Annotated in this window: 17 protein-coding genes; 11 read left to right on the top strand and 6 right to left on the bottom strand. The window is 73.9% G+C overall.

The features are described from left to right. Nucleotides 1-65: 65 nt before the first annotated feature. On the top strand, nt 66-860 hold the full coding sequence (locus MXD57_RS18700) for an IclR family transcriptional regulator (protein WP_250402666.1): 795 nt from the start codon (nt 66-68) through the stop codon (nt 858-860). Nucleotides 861-1,087: 227 nt separating this feature from the next. On the opposite strand, the gene MXD57_RS18695 is transcribed toward MXD57_RS18700, so the two are convergent. Then, nucleotides 1,088-1,402, bottom strand: coding sequence for a DUF5955 family protein (locus MXD57_RS18695; protein WP_250402665.1), 315 nt, complete (start codon nt 1,400-1,402; stop codon nt 1,088-1,090). A gap of 130 nt (nt 1,403-1,532) precedes the next feature. On the opposite strand from MXD57_RS18695, the gene MXD57_RS18690 reads away from it, so the two are divergent. Further along, on the top strand, nt 1,533-2,144 hold the full coding sequence (locus tag MXD57_RS18690) for a nucleotidyltransferase family protein (protein ID WP_250402664.1): 612 nt from the start codon (nt 1,533-1,535) through the stop codon (nt 2,142-2,144). Nucleotides 2,145-2,328: 184 nt separating this feature from the next. Next, a complete protein-coding gene (gene aceB / locus MXD57_RS18685; RefSeq protein ID WP_250402663.1) occupies nt 2,329-3,954 on the top strand; it encodes a malate synthase A in 1,626 nt (541 codons plus the stop codon). Nucleotides 3,955-4,022: 68 nt separating this feature from the next. Here aceB and MXD57_RS18680 read toward each other — a convergent pair whose 3' ends face one another. Then, complete coding sequence (locus tag MXD57_RS18680) at nt 4,023-4,934, bottom strand: HipA family kinase (RefSeq protein WP_250402695.1); 912 nt, start codon at nt 4,932-4,934, stop codon at nt 4,023-4,025. Nucleotides 4,935-5,250: 316 nt separating this feature from the next. Between MXD57_RS18680 and MXD57_RS18675 the strand changes: the two genes are divergently transcribed. Continuing rightward, a complete protein-coding gene (locus MXD57_RS18675) occupies nt 5,251-6,210 on the top strand; it encodes an NADP-dependent oxidoreductase (protein ID WP_250402662.1) in 960 nt (319 codons plus the stop codon). 259 nt (nt 6,211-6,469) lie between these two features. Here the strand turns inward: MXD57_RS18675 and MXD57_RS18670 are convergent, their stop codons facing one another. Further along, entirely contained in the window at nt 6,470-7,972 is a 1,503-nt protein-coding gene (locus MXD57_RS18670) for an IucA/IucC family protein (RefSeq protein ID WP_374114722.1), read from the bottom strand. Between the two features lie 121 nt (nt 7,973-8,093). Here MXD57_RS18670 and MXD57_RS18665 point away from each other — a divergent pair, with 121 nt between their 5' ends. Genes MXD57_RS18665 through MXD57_RS18655 form a run of 3 tightly spaced genes read left to right on the top strand, consistent with a single transcriptional unit; the run spans nt 8,094 to nt 11,683 of the window. Continuing rightward, nucleotides 8,094-9,611, top strand: a complete 1,518-nt coding sequence (locus MXD57_RS18665) for an IucA/IucC family protein (RefSeq protein WP_250402660.1) — start codon at nt 8,094-8,096, stop codon at nt 9,609-9,611. Between the two features lie 9 nt (nt 9,612-9,620). Next, nucleotides 9,621-10,883 (top strand): VWA domain-containing protein, encoded by a 1,263-nt coding sequence (locus MXD57_RS18660; RefSeq protein WP_250402659.1) that lies wholly within the window; start codon nt 9,621-9,623, stop codon nt 10,881-10,883. Next, entirely contained in the window at nt 10,883-11,683 is an 801-nt protein-coding gene (locus MXD57_RS18655) for a hypothetical protein (protein ID WP_250402658.1), read from the top strand. Before MXD57_RS18660 ends, MXD57_RS18655 begins: the two co-directional genes overlap by 1 nt. Before the next feature lie 583 nt (nt 11,684-12,266). Here the strand turns inward: MXD57_RS18655 and MXD57_RS18650 are convergent. Continuing rightward, nucleotides 12,267-12,911 (bottom strand): winged helix-turn-helix transcriptional regulator, encoded by a 645-nt coding sequence (locus MXD57_RS18650; protein WP_250402657.1) that lies wholly within the window; start codon nt 12,909-12,911, stop codon nt 12,267-12,269. Nucleotides 12,912-12,992: 81 nt separating this feature from the next. On the opposite strand from MXD57_RS18650, the gene MXD57_RS18645 reads away from it, so the two are divergent. From MXD57_RS18645 to MXD57_RS18630, 4 genes are all read left to right on the top strand, one after another. Beyond that, complete coding sequence (locus tag MXD57_RS18645; RefSeq protein WP_250402656.1) at nt 12,993-14,204, top strand: pyridoxal phosphate-dependent aminotransferase; 1,212 nt, start codon at nt 12,993-12,995, stop codon at nt 14,202-14,204. 169 nt (nt 14,205-14,373) lie between these two features. Continuing rightward, complete coding sequence (locus MXD57_RS18640; protein ID WP_250402655.1) at nt 14,374-14,973, top strand: histidine phosphatase family protein; 600 nt, start codon at nt 14,374-14,376, stop codon at nt 14,971-14,973. A 109-nt stretch (nt 14,974-15,082) separates the two neighbouring features. Beyond that, nucleotides 15,083-15,709: a hypothetical protein gene (locus MXD57_RS18635; RefSeq protein WP_250402654.1), complete on the top strand. Its 627-nt coding sequence runs from the start codon at nt 15,083-15,085 to the stop codon at nt 15,707-15,709. Nucleotides 15,710-15,762: 53 nt separating this feature from the next. Further along, the gene (locus MXD57_RS18630; RefSeq protein WP_250402653.1) at nt 15,763-16,185 is read left to right on the top strand and encodes an acyl-CoA thioesterase; all 423 of its coding nucleotides are present in this window, start codon (nt 15,763-15,765) and stop codon (nt 16,183-16,185) included. Between the two features lie 9 nt (nt 16,186-16,194). On the opposite strand, the gene MXD57_RS18625 is transcribed toward MXD57_RS18630, so the two are convergent. Continuing rightward, complete coding sequence (locus MXD57_RS18625) at nt 16,195-16,596, bottom strand: winged helix-turn-helix transcriptional regulator (RefSeq protein WP_250402652.1); 402 nt, start codon at nt 16,594-16,596, stop codon at nt 16,195-16,197. Between the two features lie 112 nt (nt 16,597-16,708). Further along, nucleotides 16,709-18,109, bottom strand: a complete 1,401-nt coding sequence (locus MXD57_RS18620; protein WP_308290831.1) for a nucleobase:cation symporter-2 family protein — start codon at nt 18,107-18,109, stop codon at nt 16,709-16,711. Nucleotides 18,110-18,246 lie beyond the last annotated feature (137 nt).

The raw sequence follows: 18,246 nt of genomic DNA, 5'->3' as shown, positions 1-18,246 counted from the left end.
GCGGGGAGTCAACCGGCCGCCGGGTAGGCTTCTGCCCTCCCCGCCAGTCGCGAAAGGAACGCGCCGTGCCGACGTCCAGCGCCAGCACCACCGACTCCGCCAAATCCTCCGCCGGCGGCGGGGTCCAGTCCCTGGAGCGCGCCTTCGACCTGCTGGAACGGATGGCGGACGCCGGCGGCGAGGTAGGCCTGAGCGAGCTGTCCGCGACCAGCGGGCTGCCGCTGCCCACCATCCACCGCCTGATGCGCACCCTGGTGGCGTGCGGCTACGTACGCCAGCAGCCGAACCGGCGGTACGCGCTGGGCCCGCGGCTGATCCGGCTCGGCGAGTCGGCCTCACGGCTGCTCGGCACCTGGGCGCGGCCCTATCTGGCCCGGCTGGTGGAGGAGACCGGCGAGACGGCGAACATGGCCCTGCTGGACGGCGACGAGATCGTCTATGTCGCCCAGGTGCCGTCGAAGCACTCGATGCGGATGTTCACCGAGGTGGGGCGCCGCGTGCTGCCGCACTCCACCGGGGTGGGCAAGGCCCTGCTGGCCGGTGTCCCCGACGACGAGGTGCGCGCCCTGCTCTCCCGCACCGGCATGCCGGCGGCGACGGAGCGGACCATCACCACGCCCGACGGCTTCCTGGCGGCGCTGGAGGAGGTGCGCCTGCAGGGGTACGCGGTGGACGACAACGAGCAGGAGATCGGCGTCCGGTGCCTCGCGGTGCCCGTGCCCGACTCCCCCACGGCGGCCGCGATCTCCATCTCCGGACCGGCCGGCCGGGTCACCGAGGCCGCGACCGGGAAGATCGTGCCGATGCTCCAGGGGATCGCCGCGGAGCTCTCCGAGGCCCTGGCGAGTTCGGGGGCCTGAGCCTCCCGCCCGCAGACCCGGGGGCCCGAGCCCGCGGCCCGTGCCCTGCACGGACCCTCCGCGGCGGCTCGCCGCCCCGGCGCCGGGCACGTGACGGACGGCCACGGGACTCGCCCGCGCGACGCCCCCCAGCCGCGGAGTTCACCCCCTCGGGTCCGGGGACTCGTCCTCCCGGCGGCTCCCCGGTCCTGAGGGTCACCTCCTGCGCGGCCCGCCGGTCCCGGGGGTCACCTCCCCCGCGGCTCGCCGAACAGGTCCACCGCCCCCCGGACCTCCGTCAGACCGCGCGCCAGCGCGCTGACCGAGCCGATCGCTCCCGCGATCAGTAACAGGGAGCGGCGCAGGCGGGGCGTCTCCGGGATGCCGCCGGCGGCCATCGCCGCGAGCGCGGCCAGCTCGTCCTCGGCTATTCCCCGGTCGGGGAAGTCCGCCGGGTGCGCGGCGAGTTCGCGGCGCAGCCGGGACACCGCGATCCGCAGTTCCGCCACTCTCACGTCCTCGTCGCCGCCGGTCACCGGCCTCTGCTCCAAGCTCCGCGACACAGCCCTCCCCCTCACCCGCCCGTCGTGCGCGGGTCAGTAAACGCCACGCCGCCCCGGAGCGCCACCACGCGGACCGAAATTCAGCCCAAGGAGCCCGGCCGGAGCCGCCCGCGTCGGGTATGCAGGACGCATGAGGGACAACCGGGACGGAAACGGGGAGCGGGTCGCCGGGCTGCTGCTGGCCGCCGGCGGCGGCAGACGGCTCGGCGGGCGACCCAAGGCGCTGCTGGAGCACCGGGGGCGCCCGCTGGTCGAACACGCGGTCGGAGTACTGCGCGCGGCCGGGTGCGCACGGATCCACGTGGTTCTCGGCGCGGCGGCGGACGACGTCCGGAACCGCGCGGACCTGAGCGGCTGCGTCACGGTACGCAACCCCGACTGGGCCGCGGGCATGGGTTCGTCGCTGCGCGCCGGGCTCGGCTCCTTCGCCGGTACGGGGGTGACGGCGGCCCTGGTCAGCCTGGTCGACCAGCCGGGTATCGGGGCGGCCGCGGTGACCCGGGTGCTCGACGCGTACGAGGACGAGAACTCGCTGGTCTCGGCCGCATACGACGGTGTGCGCGGGCACCCGGTGCTGTTCGGCGCGGCGCACTGGGCGGGCATCGCCGCGTCCGCCACCGGCGACCGCGGAGCGCGCGCCTACCTGCGCGAGCACGCGTCGGCGCTCAGGCTGGTGGAGTGCGCGGACGTGGCCGAACCGTACGACATCGACACCGAGGCGGACCTGAGCCACCTTGAGTGAACGGGGTGGCACCGAGCGCCACCTTGCCTCGACCCGGAGATTCTCGACATCAACAAACCATTGAAGTTCCACGATGAGGAAACTAGTATCCACTGATCAGAAGCGCCCGGTCGCACAGCGGGCGCCGATCGTCCGTTTCGTGCCACTTGGCACCCGGTGCCACCGCTGAAGGAAGTGACAGCTCATGTCCGCACCAGCGCCGTCTCCGCTGGCCATCGTCGACGCCGAGCCCCTGCCCCGGCAGGAGGAGGTCCTCACCGACGCGGCGCTCGCCTTCGTGGCGGAGCTGCACCGGCGGTTCACCCCGCGCCGTGACGAACTCCTCGCCCGCCGCGCGGAGCGGCGCGCCGAGATCGCCCGCACCTCGACCCTGGACTTCCTCCCGGAGACGGCCGCCGTCCGCGCGGACGACTCCTGGAAGGTCGCCCCGGCGCCGGCCGCGCTGAACGACCGGCGCGTGGAGATCACCGGCCCGACCGACCGGAAGATGACCATCAACGCGCTCAACTCGGGTGCGCGGGTCTGGCTCGCCGACTTCGAGGACGCCTCCGCGCCCACCTGGGAGAACGTGGTCCTCGGCCAGGTCAACCTGATGGACGCCTACACCCGCGACATCGACTTCACGGACCCCGGGTCCGGCAAGTCCTACGCACTGCGGCCCGCCGAGGAACTGGCCACGGTCGTCATGCGCCCGCGCGGCTGGCACCTGAACGAGCGCCACCTCGTCGACGCCGACGGCCGGCCCGTGCCCGGCGCGCTGGTCGACTTCGGCCTGTACTTCTTCCACAACGCGCGGCGGCTGCTGGACCTCGGCAAGGGCCCGTACTTCTACCTGCCCAAGACCGAGTCGTACCTCGAGGCACGCCTGTGGAACGACGTGTTCGTCTTCGCGCAGGACCACGTGGGTGTCCCGCAGGGCAGTGTCCGCGCCACCGTCCTGATCGAGACGATCACGGCGGCGTACGAGATGGAGGAGATCCTCTACGAACTGCGCGACCACGCCTCCGGGCTCAACGCGGGCCGCTGGGACTACCTGTTCTCCATCGTGAAGAACTTCCGGGACGGCGGCCCGAAGTTCGTCCTGCCGGACCGCAACGCGGTCACGATGACCGCGCCGTTCATGCGGGCGTACACCGAACTCCTGGTCCGCACCTGCCACAAGCGCGGCGCGCACGCGATCGGCGGCATGGCGGCGTTCATCCCGTCCCGGCGCGACGAGGAGGTCAACAAGGTCGCCTTCGAGAAGGTCAAGGCGGACAAGGACCGCGAGGCGAACGACGGCTTCGACGGCTCCTGGGTCGCCCACCCCGACCTGGTCCCGATCGCCATGGAGTCCTTCGACCGGGTGCTCGGCGACAAGCCGAACCAGAAGGACCGGCTGCGCGAGGACGTGCACGTCGAGGCGGCCGACCTGATCGCCGTCGACTCGCTGGACGCGAAGCCCACCTACCCCGGTCTGGTCAACGCCGTCCAGGTCGGCATCCGCTACATCGAGGCCTGGCTGCGCGGGCTCGGCGCGGTCGCCATCTTCAACCTGATGGAGGACGCGGCCACCGCGGAGATCTCCCGCTCCCAGATCTGGCAGTGGATCAACGCGGGCGTCGAGTTCGAGAACGGCGAGAAGGCCACCCCGGAACTGGCCCGCAAGGTCGCCGCGGAGGAACTGGCGGCCATCCGCGCGGAGATCGGCGAGGAGGCCTTCGCGGCCGGCCACTGGCAGCAGGCGCACGATCTGCTGCTCCAGGTGTCCCTCGACGAGGACTACGCCGACTTCCTGACCCTGCCCGCGTACGAGCGGCTGACGGGCTGACAGGGATCCGGCCGGCCGATGGCTGACGGGTGGGTGACGGGATCCCGGCGGATCCCCGGAGCCACCCGTCAGCCGAAGTGCGCCGTCCCGTCCTGCGCCACCCCCGGCCTGCCGTGCAGGTCGGGGACGTGCTTGAGCCAGTCCGGGCGCCCCTGCCGCGTCCTCGCCGCGCGGGCCGTCTCCTCGGCGGCCAGTTCCGCCCGGCTCGGGAAGTCCGTCGGCAGCCACTCGGCCGACAGCCGGGCCCGCCGCAGCAGGTAGTCGGTGTAGGCGGCCCGGACGTCGTCGGGGGTCGCGAAGCCCGCGTCCTCGGCCAGCCAGGCGTCCGGCACCTCCGCGACGATCCCGCGCAGCAGTTCCTCCGTCACCAGGGGCGCCAGTTCGGCGTCGGCGGCCCGGACGTCGGGGCCGTAGTGACCGAGGGCGTGGTGGCGGAAGTCGTACCGCTTGCCGGGGTCGGTGGTGTCCCAGCGGTGGTGGAAGACGAGGGCGGCGCCGTGGTCGATGAGCCACAGGCGGGGCGGAACGGTGCCGAGAGTGGGCCACACCATCAGGTTGGAGCTGTGCACCGTGCGGTCCACGTTGACGGTCAGCGCGTCCAGCCAGACGATCCGGCCCGCCTCCAGCGGGTCCACGGCGAAGGACCCGGCGATCTCCGGGGTGAAGTCGACGGCACCCGGCAGGTGGTCCATGCCGAGGTTCACGCCCGCGCTGGCTCCGTGCAGCTCACGGACCTCCTGGTGGGGCTCGTCGGCGGCGACCGCGGGGTCGAAGTGGACGAGCACCAGTTCGGGGAAGCGCAGGCCCAGCGCCCGCGCGAGTTCCCCGACGATCACCTCGGCGACGAGCGCCTTGTGCCCCTGCGCCGAGCCGGTGAACTTCACGACGTAGGTGCCGTCGTCGTCGGCCTCGACGACCGCGGGCACGGAGCCGCCGGACGTCAGCGGTGCGATGTAGCGGGTTACGGCGACCTCGCGCATGGTCTTCCAGGACTCCCGGGACTCCAGTGATGGTGCGACCCAATATTCCACGACCGTCTGCGCACGCGGCCCGGGCGGTGCGGTGCGGTGCCCCTCGCCGCGGTCACCTGCGTGCGGTACGGCATCCGGGGCGGACCGGCCGGAACGGCCCGCGAGGCGAGCACCTCCAGGTCCCCGTCACCGGTATCAATCATGTGACGGCAACGATCCCCGCTGCCCGCCCACGTTCCGGACGGTGACCACACGCCCGCGGTGAGTCCGAACCCACCCGGGGCGGAGACGACCGGAACGCCGCCCCGTCGTGAGGAGTGACGCGATGACGACCACCATGCGCGCTGTTCGAGCCCACCGCAGGGGCGGACCCGAGCAACTGGTGTACGAGAACGCGCCGCGGCCCGCACCGGGCGCGGGCGAGGTGCTGGTGCGCGTGCACGCCGCCGCCGTCACCAACGGTGAGCTCGCCTGGGACGCCACCTGGAGTGACAGCTTCGACGGAACCGGCAGGGACCGGACGCCGGTGATTCCGTCCCACGAGGTCAGCGGAGTGGTGACCGAACTCGGCCCCGGGGTCACGGGCACGGCAGTGGGCGACGAGGTGTACGGGCTGATTCCCTTCACGCGTGACGGGGCCGCCGCCGAGTACGTCACCGTCCCCGCGGACGTGCTGGCCGCCAAGCCGTCCGCGCTGGACCATCCCAGCGCGGCGGCCGTGCCACTGGCCGCCCTCACGGCCTGGCAGGCCCTGGCCGACCATGCCTCGCTGTCGGCCGGGGAGAGCGTCCTGGTCCACGGAGGCGCGGGAGGAGTCGGTTCCTTCGCCGTGCAGATCGCCGCGGCGCTCGGCGCGCGCGTCACCGCCACGGCGTCCGCGCGGGACCGGGAATTCGTCGCCGGGCTCGGCGCGGACCAGGTCATCGACTACGCGGCCGAACGCTTCGAGGACCACGTGGCCGACGTCGACGTGGTCCTGGACACGGTCGGCGGGGACACCCTGGCCCGCTCGTGGGCGACGCTGCGCCGGGGCGGCACCCTGGTCAGCATCGTGCAGCCGCCGGATCCGGATGACGCCGCGGCCCGTGGAGCGCGCGGTGTGTTCTTCGTCGTCGAGCCGGACCGTACCGGTCTGGCGGCCGTCACCGGGTTGATCGACGACGGCCGCCTCACACCCGTCGTGGACCGTGTCGTGCCCCTGTCCGATACCCGCGCCGCCTACGAGGCCCTACGGTCGGAGCACCCCCGCGGGAAGATCGTCGTTCGGGTGAGCGAGGACGGATGAGCGAGGACGGCGAACTGTCCTGAACCGCGGGTCGCGGGCGACCGAACGGTCGGCCGGCGACCCGCGAAGCGTGCCCGGCAGCACGGTCCGGCCGCACCCTCGTGCTCCGGCGAAGGGGCCGTGGCCGGCCCGCGTCCGCCGGCGATCGGCGAGTAGCGGCGTACCGCCGTCGCGGCACGCGCGTGCGCATCCGCCGCGCGGGCGGGGTACGGGCGGCGGGTGCCCTCCTGTCGCGCGGCGGATGCCGGCAACGTGCGGGTCAGGCGGCGGCCAGCGGGTTCGGCAGGGGCAGATAGCGCGCCGCGGCGCCGTCCGCGCCGGTCCAGCGCAGCAGCAGGTTGGTCTTGCCCGGGAGGGAGGGCGAGGAGAGCAGTGCGGGGATCTCGGGCAGATCGTGGCGGGCGAGTTCGCGGCGGGCGGCCGGCCAGGGGTCGAGCCCGGGGTGGTGCTCCGCGAGGGCCGCTGCGATCTCGGTGAGGTGGTTGACGACCAGGCAGTACACCAGGCGCTCCCAGCCGGCGGCCCGGGAGACGTCCGGGAGCAGTTTGACGCCCTCGGCGTCCCGGAACAGGGCCTGCACGGGCAGGCCCGCCGGGTCGACGGCGACCAGGGTGTTCTGCAGGTGCGCCTCCAGCACGACGCCGTGATCGGCGAAGGCCGTCAGGACGGGCGGCACGACCTGCCGCAGATACGCCTCCCACCAGGTATCCGGGTCGTCGGTCGCTGCCAGGGGGCAGCCCTCGAAGCCCTCCGCCAGGGCGGCGGCGAGCAGCGGGGTGGCGGCGGGCAGGAGGCCGCGGCGCAGCCCGCCCCGCACCAGGACGGCCAGTTCCTCGAAGGCGAAGGCGGCGGTGCGGTAGCCGCGGTCGGGCAGCCAGGCGGCGGGCGGCTCCATCGTCGCGAACGCACGTTCCACAGCGGTTTCGGTGCGGCCCAGTGCCAGCAGGTCGTGGCGCCACAGCCGGCGGACGTCGTTGGTGACGCGCACATCCAGGCTGAACTTCAGGAACAGGTCGCGCCGGGGCTCGTACACCGTGCGGATCGCCGCCGTGGGCCAGGTGTCGAAGGCGGTGGTCCCGAGACCGATCAGCCTGCCGTCCGCGAGAGCGGGGGCCAGGTCGCGGCCGACGAGGTCGAGCTGCCAGGGGTGGACCGGCAGCAGCCGGTACCCGGGCGGGGCGGTGCCGAGCGCGTCCAGGGCCCTGGTGTCGCCCTCCTCGGCCACCTGGTCCGCACGCACCCCGAGCAGCGCGAGCGGGAAGCGGGCGTGTGCCTCGGGGGCGTACGGCAGCCAGGCCGCGGCCGGGCCGCCGCCGCGGGCCTTCGGGGCGGGATGGCAGGGGTGCCCGGTGATCAGGGACTGCTCGGAGCGCAGATACGGGTCGGCGGGCGCGGCGGCCCGGGCCCGGGCGGTGAGCAGGGCGGCCACGGTGTCCCGGCTGTCGATCATCTCGGCGGGCAGGTCGTCGCCCGGCTGCCCGGTGTGCCGGCGCAGCTCCTCGGCGACCAGTTTGACCAGTTCGGTGTGGCCCAGGCGGCGCCAGGTCCCGGCCGTGCGCACCTGCGGATCGGCGGGCCGACGGCCGGCGCGCACGCGCAGCAGCCGGCCGGTGCACGGCAGCCGGTGGACCCGGTACTGCCCGTCGGCCGGCAGCGGCTCGGCGACCTCCCGCAGCAGGCAGTTCAGCAGGGGCGCGGACGCGTACGCGTCCGCGCGCCGTCCTACGGCGTCACTGGGAGGCTTGAGGTCCACGCGATCCACTCGTCCGTCGTCGGGGGCGGTCCCGCCGGCCCACCGGTGCGGGCCCGGGGGCGGTCGCGATCAGTATCCCTGCCGTACCCGACAATCGTGCCCCGAGCTGCCCTTTCCCGAGGAGCCGAACGTGTACGACTCAGCCACCGCCGAGACCGGGCTCGCCGAGGAGCTGGCCGCCGTACGGCCCGGCCTGCTGCCCCGGTACCGGGCCGCGCTGCCCGGAGCCCGCGCGGCGGTGCTGACCCGGCTGTGGCGGGCCCTGGCGTACGAGCCGCTGCCGTGGCTCTCCCGGCGCGGCGGCGGGGCGCCCGGCCCGGTGCTGCGGCTGGCCGACGGCCGGCACCTGCAGGGGCCGCCCGCGGATCCGTACGCGACCGGCGGACACGTCACGTCCGTGCTCCTCGGCCGGGAGCGTCACGACGACCCGGCGCGGCTGATGCTCGACCTCGCGGTGCCGCACGCCGCCGGCTTCGCGGCCGAACTGGCCCACAGCACGGCCTCGCTGGCTCTCTCCCGGGCCGGCGCGGCCCCCTCGGCGGACCGGCCGGAGCGGGACTGGCAGTGGGAACAGCGGGTGACCGACGGCCATCCGTACCACCCCAACTGCCGGTCCCGGCCCGGCTTCTCGGTGGCCGACCAGCTCGCCTACGCGCCGGAGCACCGCCCGTTGGTGGAACTGGGCACGGTTCCGGTGCCGGCCGACCAGTGCCTGGTGTCGGGCGACTGGCCGGCGGAACTGCGCGACGGGGACGAGCTGCTGCTGCCGGTGCACCCCTGGCAGGCGGACCATGTGCTCAAGCGGCCGTACCGGCCGTGGCGGGCCGCGCATCCGCTGCTGTCCCTGCGAACGCTGGCCCTGCCCGGCGGCGGCCCGCATGTCAAGACCGCGCTGAGCACCCGGCTGACCTCGTCGGTGCGGGACATCTCCGGGTACTCGGTCGAGGTGGCGGCGGCCCTGTCGGCGTTCGCGACGGAGCTGGCGGGCCGCACCGGCGGCCTGCTGCACGTCACCAGGACGCTGGGGGCGGTCACCGCGCACTCCCCCGATCTCGCCGCGCTGCTGAGGGAGTCGCCCACCCGGTACGCGGGCCCCGGCGAGCGGGTGCTGCCGGTGGCGGCGCTGCCCGCCACCGGCCTGCCGGACTCCCCGGTCTGGCTGGCGGGTTTCGCCCGGCTGGCGCTCACCGTGGGGCTGCGGCTCCTGGACCTCGGGGTGGCCCTGGAGGCGCACGGCCAGAACCTCCTGGTGATCCTGTCGGCGGACCACACCCCGGTGCGGCTCGTCTACCGGGACCTCGCCGACATCCGGATCAGCCCCGCCCGGCTGGCCCGGCACGGCATCGCCGCGCCCCCGCTGACCGGGCGTCTGGTCACGGACGACGAAACCGCCCTGCGCCGCAAGCTGTTCGGCTCCCTGGTGGCCGGCGCGCTGGCCGCCACGGCGGGTTCGGGCCCGGCACTCGGGGCGGCGCTGGCGGCGGCCGTGCCCGCGCTGCCGGACACGCCCGACCTGGCCGCGCTGTGCGAGGGCCCGCTGCCCGCGAAGGCGCTGACGCTGATGCGGCTCTCCCCGAGGGCGGCCGGGGACCAGTGGACCGCGCTGCCCAACCCGCTCGTTTTGGAGCCGGGCACCTGGGATCAATAAGATCCGCCGATGATCAGAAGACAACGGCTGGCGGCGGGAGTCTGCGCTCTCCTCGCCGCCCTGACGGCCGGGCTCGCGTTCCCCGCCGGGGCCGCCGCCGACGAGACGGAACAGGCCGCCCCGAAGGTCGAACTGGTGCTGGACGTCAGCGGTTCCATGCGGACCCGGGACATCGACGGCGGCACCCGGATGGCCGCGGCGAAGCAGGCCTTCAACGAGGTGCTCGACGCGACGCCGGAGGAGGTCGAGCTCGGCATACGCACGCTCGGCGCCAACTACCACGGCGACGACCGCAGAACGGGCTGCAAGGACACCGCACAGCTCTATCCGGTCGGGCCGCTGGACCGGACCGACGCGAAGACCGCGGTGGCCACGCTGTCCCCGACCGGCTGGACGCCGATCGGCCCCGCGCTGCTGAAGGCCGCCAACGACCTGAACGGCGGTGACGGCGCCCGCCGTATCGTCCTGATCAGCGACGGCGAGGACACCTGCCAGCCGCTGGACCCGTGCGAGGTGGCCCGTGAGATAGCCGCCAAGGGCATCGGTCTGACCATCGACACCCTCGGCCTGGTCCCGGACGCCAAGACCCGCGACCAGCTCAGCTGCATCGCGGACGCGACCGGCGGCACCTACACCTCCGTCCGGCACAAGGAGGAACTGAGCGACCGCGTGGGCGACCTGGTCGACCGGGCGGCCGATCCCGTGGTGACGCCGGTGGCCACCGAGGGCGCCGCCGAGTGCGCGAAGGCACCGGCCCTGAAGTCCGGTCTGTACACGGACCGCGAGGAGTTCGGGCAGCCGCGCTGGTACAAGGTCGACCTGGACCCCGGCCAGGAGCTGCGGGCCTCGGTCAGCGTGGCGGACGACCGGGCCGTGCACCCCGACTACGGCGTCCTGCTGCGGGCGGTGACACTGCACGGCCGGGAGATCGTGCGCGGTGAGGCGGCGGGCGACGGCCGCACCGACGTGATCTCCACGGGCCTGAGGTACCCGAGGCCTCGGAGCGACGACGAGGACGCGACCGCGGAGACCGTGTGCCTGCAGGTCACCAACTCCTTCTCGGCCGCCGCGGGCGTCAAGACGTCGCCGGGCCTGCCGCTGGAACTGACCGTGGACGTGGTGGACGGGCCGTCGCACGCGGCCGACGTGGCCGCCTTCGGCCTCGGCCGCGGCTGGTGGCTGCTCGGCGCCCTGGTGCTGGCCGGGTTCATCGCGGGTCTGCTGTGGGGCTGGCTGTCGCGCTGGCGGGTCGCGGTCTGGAGGACGAACTGATGCGTATCACACGTGTGCTGGGCGCCGCATTGCTGGCGCTCGGGCTGGCCGCCGGTCCGGCGGCCGCCGACTCCACGCCGTCGCCGAGCGCCTCGGACGACGGCGGGGCGCCCACCCGGGCGGGCACCTCCTTCCGGACGGCGACGGAGGTCGAACAGGGGCAGCGGGCCACCGCGTCCGGCTCCACCGGCGACTACCTCTACTGGTCGTTCCCGGCGGACGCCGAGCAGCGGCCGACCGTCAGGGCGACGGTGAAGCTGCCCGAGACGCACGGAACGCAGACCTGGCAGATCGACGTGTACGACGGTCTGCGGCGCCGCCAGTCCTGCCAGTACGGCGCGGCGACCCGCACCGCCGGCCAGGGGACGTCCTCGGTCGAGCTGGCCTGTGTGCTGCGTACGGTGCGCGCCTGGTCGGAGCCGTGGGCCAACGATCCGCTGCCGGGGACGTACTACGTCCGGCTGACCGTGGTGGACCTGACCGCGTCCGACCTCGGACAGCCGGTGAGCACCGAGGTCCGCGTCGACTCCAAGGACATCGGCGGCGCGGCGGCCGTGGACGGCTCGCTGTCCACGCCGCTGGTCCCCGGTATCGCCGTCAAGTCCGAGGCGGAGGAGGACGGTTCGAAGTCCGCGGTGCTGTCGAGCATCGAGCCGGACGACGGCTGGTCCTCCGGCTGGTGGTCCGACCGCTGGGTGTGGACCGCGATCGGCGGCGTCCTGGCCGCCCTCGCGGGCATCGGCGGCTACGCGCTCACACGCGGCTCGGGGCGGCCGTCCCGGATGCCGCCGTCCGCCTGACCCTCGGGTGAAGGCCCGCCGACCCGGCGGGCCTTCACCGCACGCGAGCGTCTCTCGAACGCCCGCGCCGCACCTTCCGGGGATCCGCCCCCCTCACGTCCGGGTGGGCCGCCCACGCCTTCCGGTGCGGCCCTCCCGCGTCTCCCCGGCACCTTCCCCGCCTCGGGCGGGCCCGCGCCGATTCCGGGCGGCCCCACGCCCATGTCGGCCCATCCGGAAGGGACTTGCGGACGACTCGACCAGCGGCACGGCCCCGGCCTGCGAGACGACCCCGCGACCGCCGCCCTCCATGCGGACACGCGGCCAGGGCTCCATACCCTGCTTCACCTGGAGCCATCTCCCTGCCGTCCGTGCGGGCGGCAGGTTCCGCCTCGTCGCCGGCGTGGCCGCATTCGACGCGGCCAGCGCCTCTTCCTCCTCGGCCCGAATCTCCACGGAGGTCCGGAGGTCGGGCTGGGTGGCCGCGCCACAACCGCGGACCGGCGTGCAGCGCTCGACCGCGAAGACCCCGGCCTCAGTGTTCGCGCTGCCGACGGGTGGTCGGCCACCTCGTTCCGGGCGCCCCCGGCCTCCCGCGCGCCTGTCAGGCCTCCCGCAGGGCCTTGGCCAGGGTGCCGTCGCCGGTCACGGTGATGCGCCCGGCCCGTACGGCGTCCGCCGGTGACAGTTCCCCGCGGCAGACGGCCGCGCACGTCGCGGAGTCCAGCACCAGCCGCGCGTCCGCCGTGCCGGGCGCGGGCCCGTCGCCGTAGGCCGGTCCGTCGCCGGCGCCCACGTTGAGGTGGAACTCGCCCTCCTCCAGGCGGACCTCGACGACCCCCGCGCCCTCGACGACTCCCGCGCCCGCCAGGGCCCGCAGCAGAGGCAGCGCGGACCAGTGGGCGCGCACGGCGTCGGTCGGGCGGCGCTCGCCCAGTTCGGCCTCGCCCCACTTCCCCAGCGCCTGCAGCACGGGCAGCAGCTCGCGCCCTCGTCGACCGAGTTCGTAGACGAAGGCGGCGCCCGGCGGGGGCAGCCGCCGCCGGGTGGTGAGTCCGTCGCGCTCCATGTCCTTCAGCCGGGAGGCGAGTACGTCCGTGCTCACACCGGGGAGGTCCGCGTGCAGGTCCGTGTAGCGGCGCGGGCCGGCCAGCAGTTCCCGGACGATCAGCAGGGTCCAGCGGTCGCCCACGACGTCGAGGGCGCGGGCTGCGGAGCAGTACTGGTCGTAGCTTCGGCGAGGTGACATGCGGCGCAGTCTAGACGGGTTGTTGGACTTTCCAAGCTCTCGCTTGGTAAAACCAAGCAACACGAGTTCCCGGAGGGGCGCATGGAGTTCCGGCAGTCGAACAAGCTCAGCGAGGTCTGTTACGAGATCCGCGGCCCGGTGATAGAGCACGCGGACGCGCTGGAGGAGGCCGGCCACAGCGTGCTGCGCCTGAACACGGGCAACCCGGCGCTGTTCGGCTTCGAGGCGCCCGAGGAGATCCTCCAGGACATGATCCGGATGCTGCCCCGCGCGCACGGCTACACGGACTCGCGCGGTGTGCTGTCCGCCCGCCGCGCGGTGGCCCAGCGCTATCAGACCCTGGGCCTCGCGGTGGACGTCGACGACGTGTTCCTCGGCAACGGCGTCTCCGAGCTGGTCTCCATGGCCGTACAGGCACTGGTCGAGGACGGCGACGAGATCCTGATCCCCGCCCCGGACTTCCCCCTCTGGACGGCGGTCACCACGCTGGCCGGGGGCAGGGCCGTGCACTACCTCTGCGACGAGCGGGCCGACTGGAACCCGGACCTGGCCGACCTGGAGTCGAAGATCACCGACCGCACCAAGGCCGTGGTGATCATCAATCCCAACAACCCCACCGGCGCGGTCTACCCGAAGGAGGTGGTGGAGGGCATCCTGGACCTGGCCCGCCGCCACGGCCTGATGGTCCTCGCCGACGAGATCTACGACCAGATCCTCTACGACGACGCCGTCCACCACTCCGCCGCCGCCCTCGCCCCCGACCTGGTGGTCCTCACCTTCTGCGGCCTGTCGAAGACGTACCGGGTGGCGGGCTTCCGCTCCGGCTGGCTGGTCGTCACCGGCCCCAAGCAGCATGCCAAGGACTACCTGGAGGGCCTGACCATGCTGGCCTCGATGCGGCTGTGCGCCAACGCGCCCGCGCAGTACGCCATCCAGGCCGCGCTCGGCGGCCGCCAGTCCATCGGCGAACTCACCTCCCCGGGAGGGCGCTTGCACGAGCAGCGGAACACGGCCTGGGAGAAGCTCAACGAGATCCCCGGGGTGTCCTGCGTGAAGCCCAAGGGGGCGCTGTACGCCTTCCCGCGCCTGGACCCGAAGGTGCACCGGATCCACGACGACGAGAGGTTCGTGCTCGACCTCCTGCTGCGCGAGAAGATCCAGGTGGTCCAGGGCACCGGCTTCAACTGGCCCGCGCCCGACCACTTCCGCATCCTCACCCTCCCGCACGCGGACGACCTGGAGGCGGCGATCGGCCGGATCGGGCGCTTCCTCGGCGGGTACCGCCAGGGGTAGCCCTCCCGGCGCGGTGCCCGCACGGCGGCGAGAGGGCCACGGACGCTGGTCCGGTGTGCGCCCGGAAGGGGCGTGAACGGCCGTCCGGCCCAACCCGCCCTGCGGGCCGCCGCGGCGGTATGACACCGTTCTGGGGCATGCGGTGAAGGTCGGCGGGAAGGGTGTTGACGTGGGTGACCTTTTTCTTGTCCGCCACGGTGAGACCGAGTGGTCCCGGTCCGGACGGCACACCGGCCGGACCGACGTACCCCTGACCGAACACGGCCGGGAGGAGGCGCGCCGGCTGGTTCCGCTGATCCGCTCGCACCGCATCGGCGCCGCGTTCGTCAGCCCCCTGCAGCGGGCCCGCGAGACCGCCGCCCTCATCGGCGTCCACGACGCCCGGGTCGACGCCGACCTGCTCGAGTGGGACTACGGCGGGTACGAGGGCGTGACCACCGTGGAGATCCAGCGGGAGCGGCCCGACTGGTTCCTGTTCACGGACGGGGTCGCCCCCGGACCGCCGGAGCGTCCCGGGGAGACCCCGGAGCAGGTCGGGGAGCGGGCGGACCGGATGCTCGGCAAGGTGGACGCCGCGCTCGCCAACACCGAGGGAGTGGTCCTGCTGGTCGCCCACGGCCATTTCCTGCGGGTCCTCACCGCGCGCCGGCTCGGGCTGGCGCCGCAGCGCGGGGCGCTGTTCCAGCTCGCGACGGGCTCACTGGGCCGGCTCGGCACCGAGCACGGACGGCCCGTGGTCGCGGGGTGGAACGTGCGCGCGCCCGGCTGACCGGTCCGGGGCCCGCGGCCGGGCCCGTTGTCAGACCCCGGTCGTACGCTCGGAACGAGTCGCCGCCCGGCGGCTGCCGGGGCGCCGGCGCATCGGAAGGGGGCCCGCCGTGACACGACCGCCGACCGTCGCGCAGCGACGGCTGATCGAGGCCGCCGATCCGGTGACCGGGCGGCTGCGCGCGACGCGGACGCAACTGGACGCGCTGGTGAGGCGGGGGCTCGCCTTCCGGCACCCGCGGCCGCCGCACGACCACTTCCTCACCCCCGCCGGGCACCGGACACGCGAGGCGGAGCCCCGGTCGCAGGAGACAGCCGGCGGGCCCGCACCCGCCGGGGGGTTCGCGGCGCGCGTCGGTGGCGAGGAGGACGCGCCGCGGTCCGGGCCGGCCCGGCTGCGGGAGGTGCGCGGCGCCTGGCAGGGGCTGCTGGAGCTGCGCCGGATGACCAGCCCGGACGGCGCGACCGACCGCCCGTGCGGCTGGGAGCGGACACACCTGGTGCGGGCCGCCGCGCTCGCCCTGGAGGCCGCCGGGCACCGCCCGGCGGACCCGGACGGCGACGGCTACCGGGTACGGGCGACCCCGCAGCCGGAGGCGGTCGCCGTGTACGCACCGGACGAGCCGGCCCTGGCCGCGTGCACGGCGACGCTGGAGCGGGCGGGCTGGCAGGCCGGCGCGTACACGGAGCCCAGGACCGGGGTCCGCTATCTGCTGGCGTCGCCGCGGCGGGCCTGAGCGGGGTGTGAGGATCGATGGGTCAGGTTCCGAACGACGAAGGGGCGCCGGCCGTGGCCGAACCGTTTTCCGTCCGTGTGACCGTCCGCGGTTACGAGACCGATGTGCAGGGCCATCTCAACCAGGCGGTGTACCTCAACTACGCGGAGCACGCCCGCTGGTCGCTGCTCCAGGCCGCCGGGATGACCCAGGCCGGGCTGCGCGCCCGGGGGGTGGGTCCGGTGGCCCTGGAGACGACGATCCGCTACCGCCGGGAGCTGCTCGCCGGCGACGAGGTCGACGTGAGCTGCGCGTTCGAGTGGGGCGAGGGCAAGACCTTCCGGATCCGGCAGGAGATGCGCAAGCCGGACGGCACGGTGGCGGCCGAGGTCACCGCGGTGGGCGGCATGCTCGACCTGACGGAGCGGAAACTGCTCTCCGACCCGCGGAAGGTGTTCGGGGCGCTGGCGACGGACCCCGGCCTGCTCGGCCTGTGACCGCGGGTCCTACGCGTCGAGCAGCTCCGGCGGGTGCTGGGCGTCGTAGGCCGCCCGGGCCTCGGCGACGTACCCCCGGTTGCGCTCGGCCCAGTGGGCCAGCCGTCGCAGCGCCGGGAGCAAGTCATCCGCGACGGAGGTCACTTCGTACTCCACCCTGGGCGGAACCGTGGCATGCACGGTGCGCGTGACCAGGCCGTCCCGCTCCAGATGGCGCAGGGTCAGGGACAGCATGCGGCGGCTGATGCCCTCGATGGCGCGTTCCAGCTCGGTGAACCGGAGGGGCCCCGCTGCGGCGGCGACGAGGATCTGCACGCTCCACTTGCCGGCCACCCGGTCGAGGACCTCCCGCACCGGGCAGGGGTCCGTCTCCACCGCCCGGACGGTGGCACCGGTGTTCCTGCGCGCCATCGGACTCCCTCCTCGCACCGGCCTCCATGCTCGCCCACGGCGCACCCGGCCGCACCCGCGGGAGGCGGGGCGGGACCGTGTCCCGCCCCGCCTCCCGCGGGTCACGCCGGTCTCAGTGGACGGGAGCCAGTTCCTCGCCCGACTCCATCGGATGGGTGACGTCGGAGGCGTCACGGCTGCGGCCGAGGTGGTTGAAGACCAGGTTGAGGAGGACCGCGGTGACGCAACCGGTGGAGATGCCGGAGTCGAGGACGATCTTCGCGGTGTCCGGGAAGGCGTGGTAGAAATCCGGCGCCGTGATCGGGATGATGCCGACCGCGAGGGACACGGCCACGATCAGCACGTTGCTGTCCCGCTCCAGGCCGGCCCGGACCAGGGTCTGGATGCCGCTGGCGGCGACGGAGCCGAACAGCACGACACCGGCGCCGCCGAGGACCGGACGGGGGACGACCGCGATCAGCGAGGCGGCCATCGGGCACAGGCCCATCAGGACCAGGAAGCCGCCGCCGACGGCGACCACGAAGCGACTGCGGATCCGGGTCATGGCGACCAGTCCGATGTTCTGTGCGAAGGCGCTGCACATGAATCCGTTGAAGACCGGGCTCAGGGCCGATCCCAGGGTGTCGGCGCGCAGGCCCGCCGCTATGGTCCGCTCGTCCGCGGGGCGGTCGACGATCTCACCCAGGGCCAGCATGTCCGCCGTCGATTCCGTCATCGACACCACCATCACCACGCACATCGACAGGATCGCCGCGACGTGGAACTGCGGGGCGCCGAAGTGGAACGGCGTCGGGAAGCCCACCACGGCCGCCTTCGTCACCGGGGCGAAGTCCGTGACACCGAAAGGTATCGCGATCAGGGTGCCCGCGATCAGGCCGAGCAGGACGGCGATCTGCTTGACGAAGCCGCGCGTGAACCGGCGCAGCAGCAGCACGAGCAGCAGGGTGGCGCCGGCCAGGGTGAGGTTGGTGGCCGAACCGTAGTCGTGGGCGGCCGGGTCGGGACCCTGCGCCCAGTTGAAGGCGACCGGCAGCAGGGAGACGCCGATCAGGGTGATGACCGTGCCGGTGACCACCGGTGGGAAGTAGCGGACCGCCTTGCAGAACACGGGGGCCGCGAGGAAGCCGAGGAGTCCGGCGACGATGACCGCGCCGAAGATCATCGGCAGGGCGTCGGAGCGGTCCTCGGCGGAGGCGACGATCGCCGTCATGGGGGCGACGCCGGCGAAGGTGACGCCGTTGACGAAGGGCAGCCGGGCGCCGATCCTCCAGATGCCGAGGGTCTGCAGGAAGGTCGCGAGGCCCGCGGTGAACAGGCAGGCTCCGGTGAGGAAGGTGAGGTCGGTGGCGGACAGGCCTGCGGCCGCGCCGACGATCAGGGGCGGGGCGACGACCCCCGCGTACATGGCGGCCACGTGCTGCAGGCCGCTGGTCGCCATCTTCAGGGCGGGGAGTCTCTCGTCCACGGGGTGGACGGACTGCTCGACGGACTGCTCGTCGGGGTGGGCGGGCACGGCGGCTCCTCCGGTCGGTGGGACACGTCGGCTCTGACGCGGTTTCAGGGAGGTGGTGCACGACGGGCATGGGGGCCTCCCGCTCGAGCGGAGTCGGGAGTGCGGGAGGGGGCGATGGGCCCCGCAGGGGCCGTGGA

The sequence above is a fragment of the Streptomyces cellostaticus genome (genome assembly GCF_023630175.1).
Lineage (GTDB): Bacteria > Actinomycetota > Actinomycetes > Streptomycetales > Streptomycetaceae > Streptomyces > Streptomyces cellostaticus_A.
This window is presented reverse-complemented; position numbering and strand designations above follow the sequence as displayed.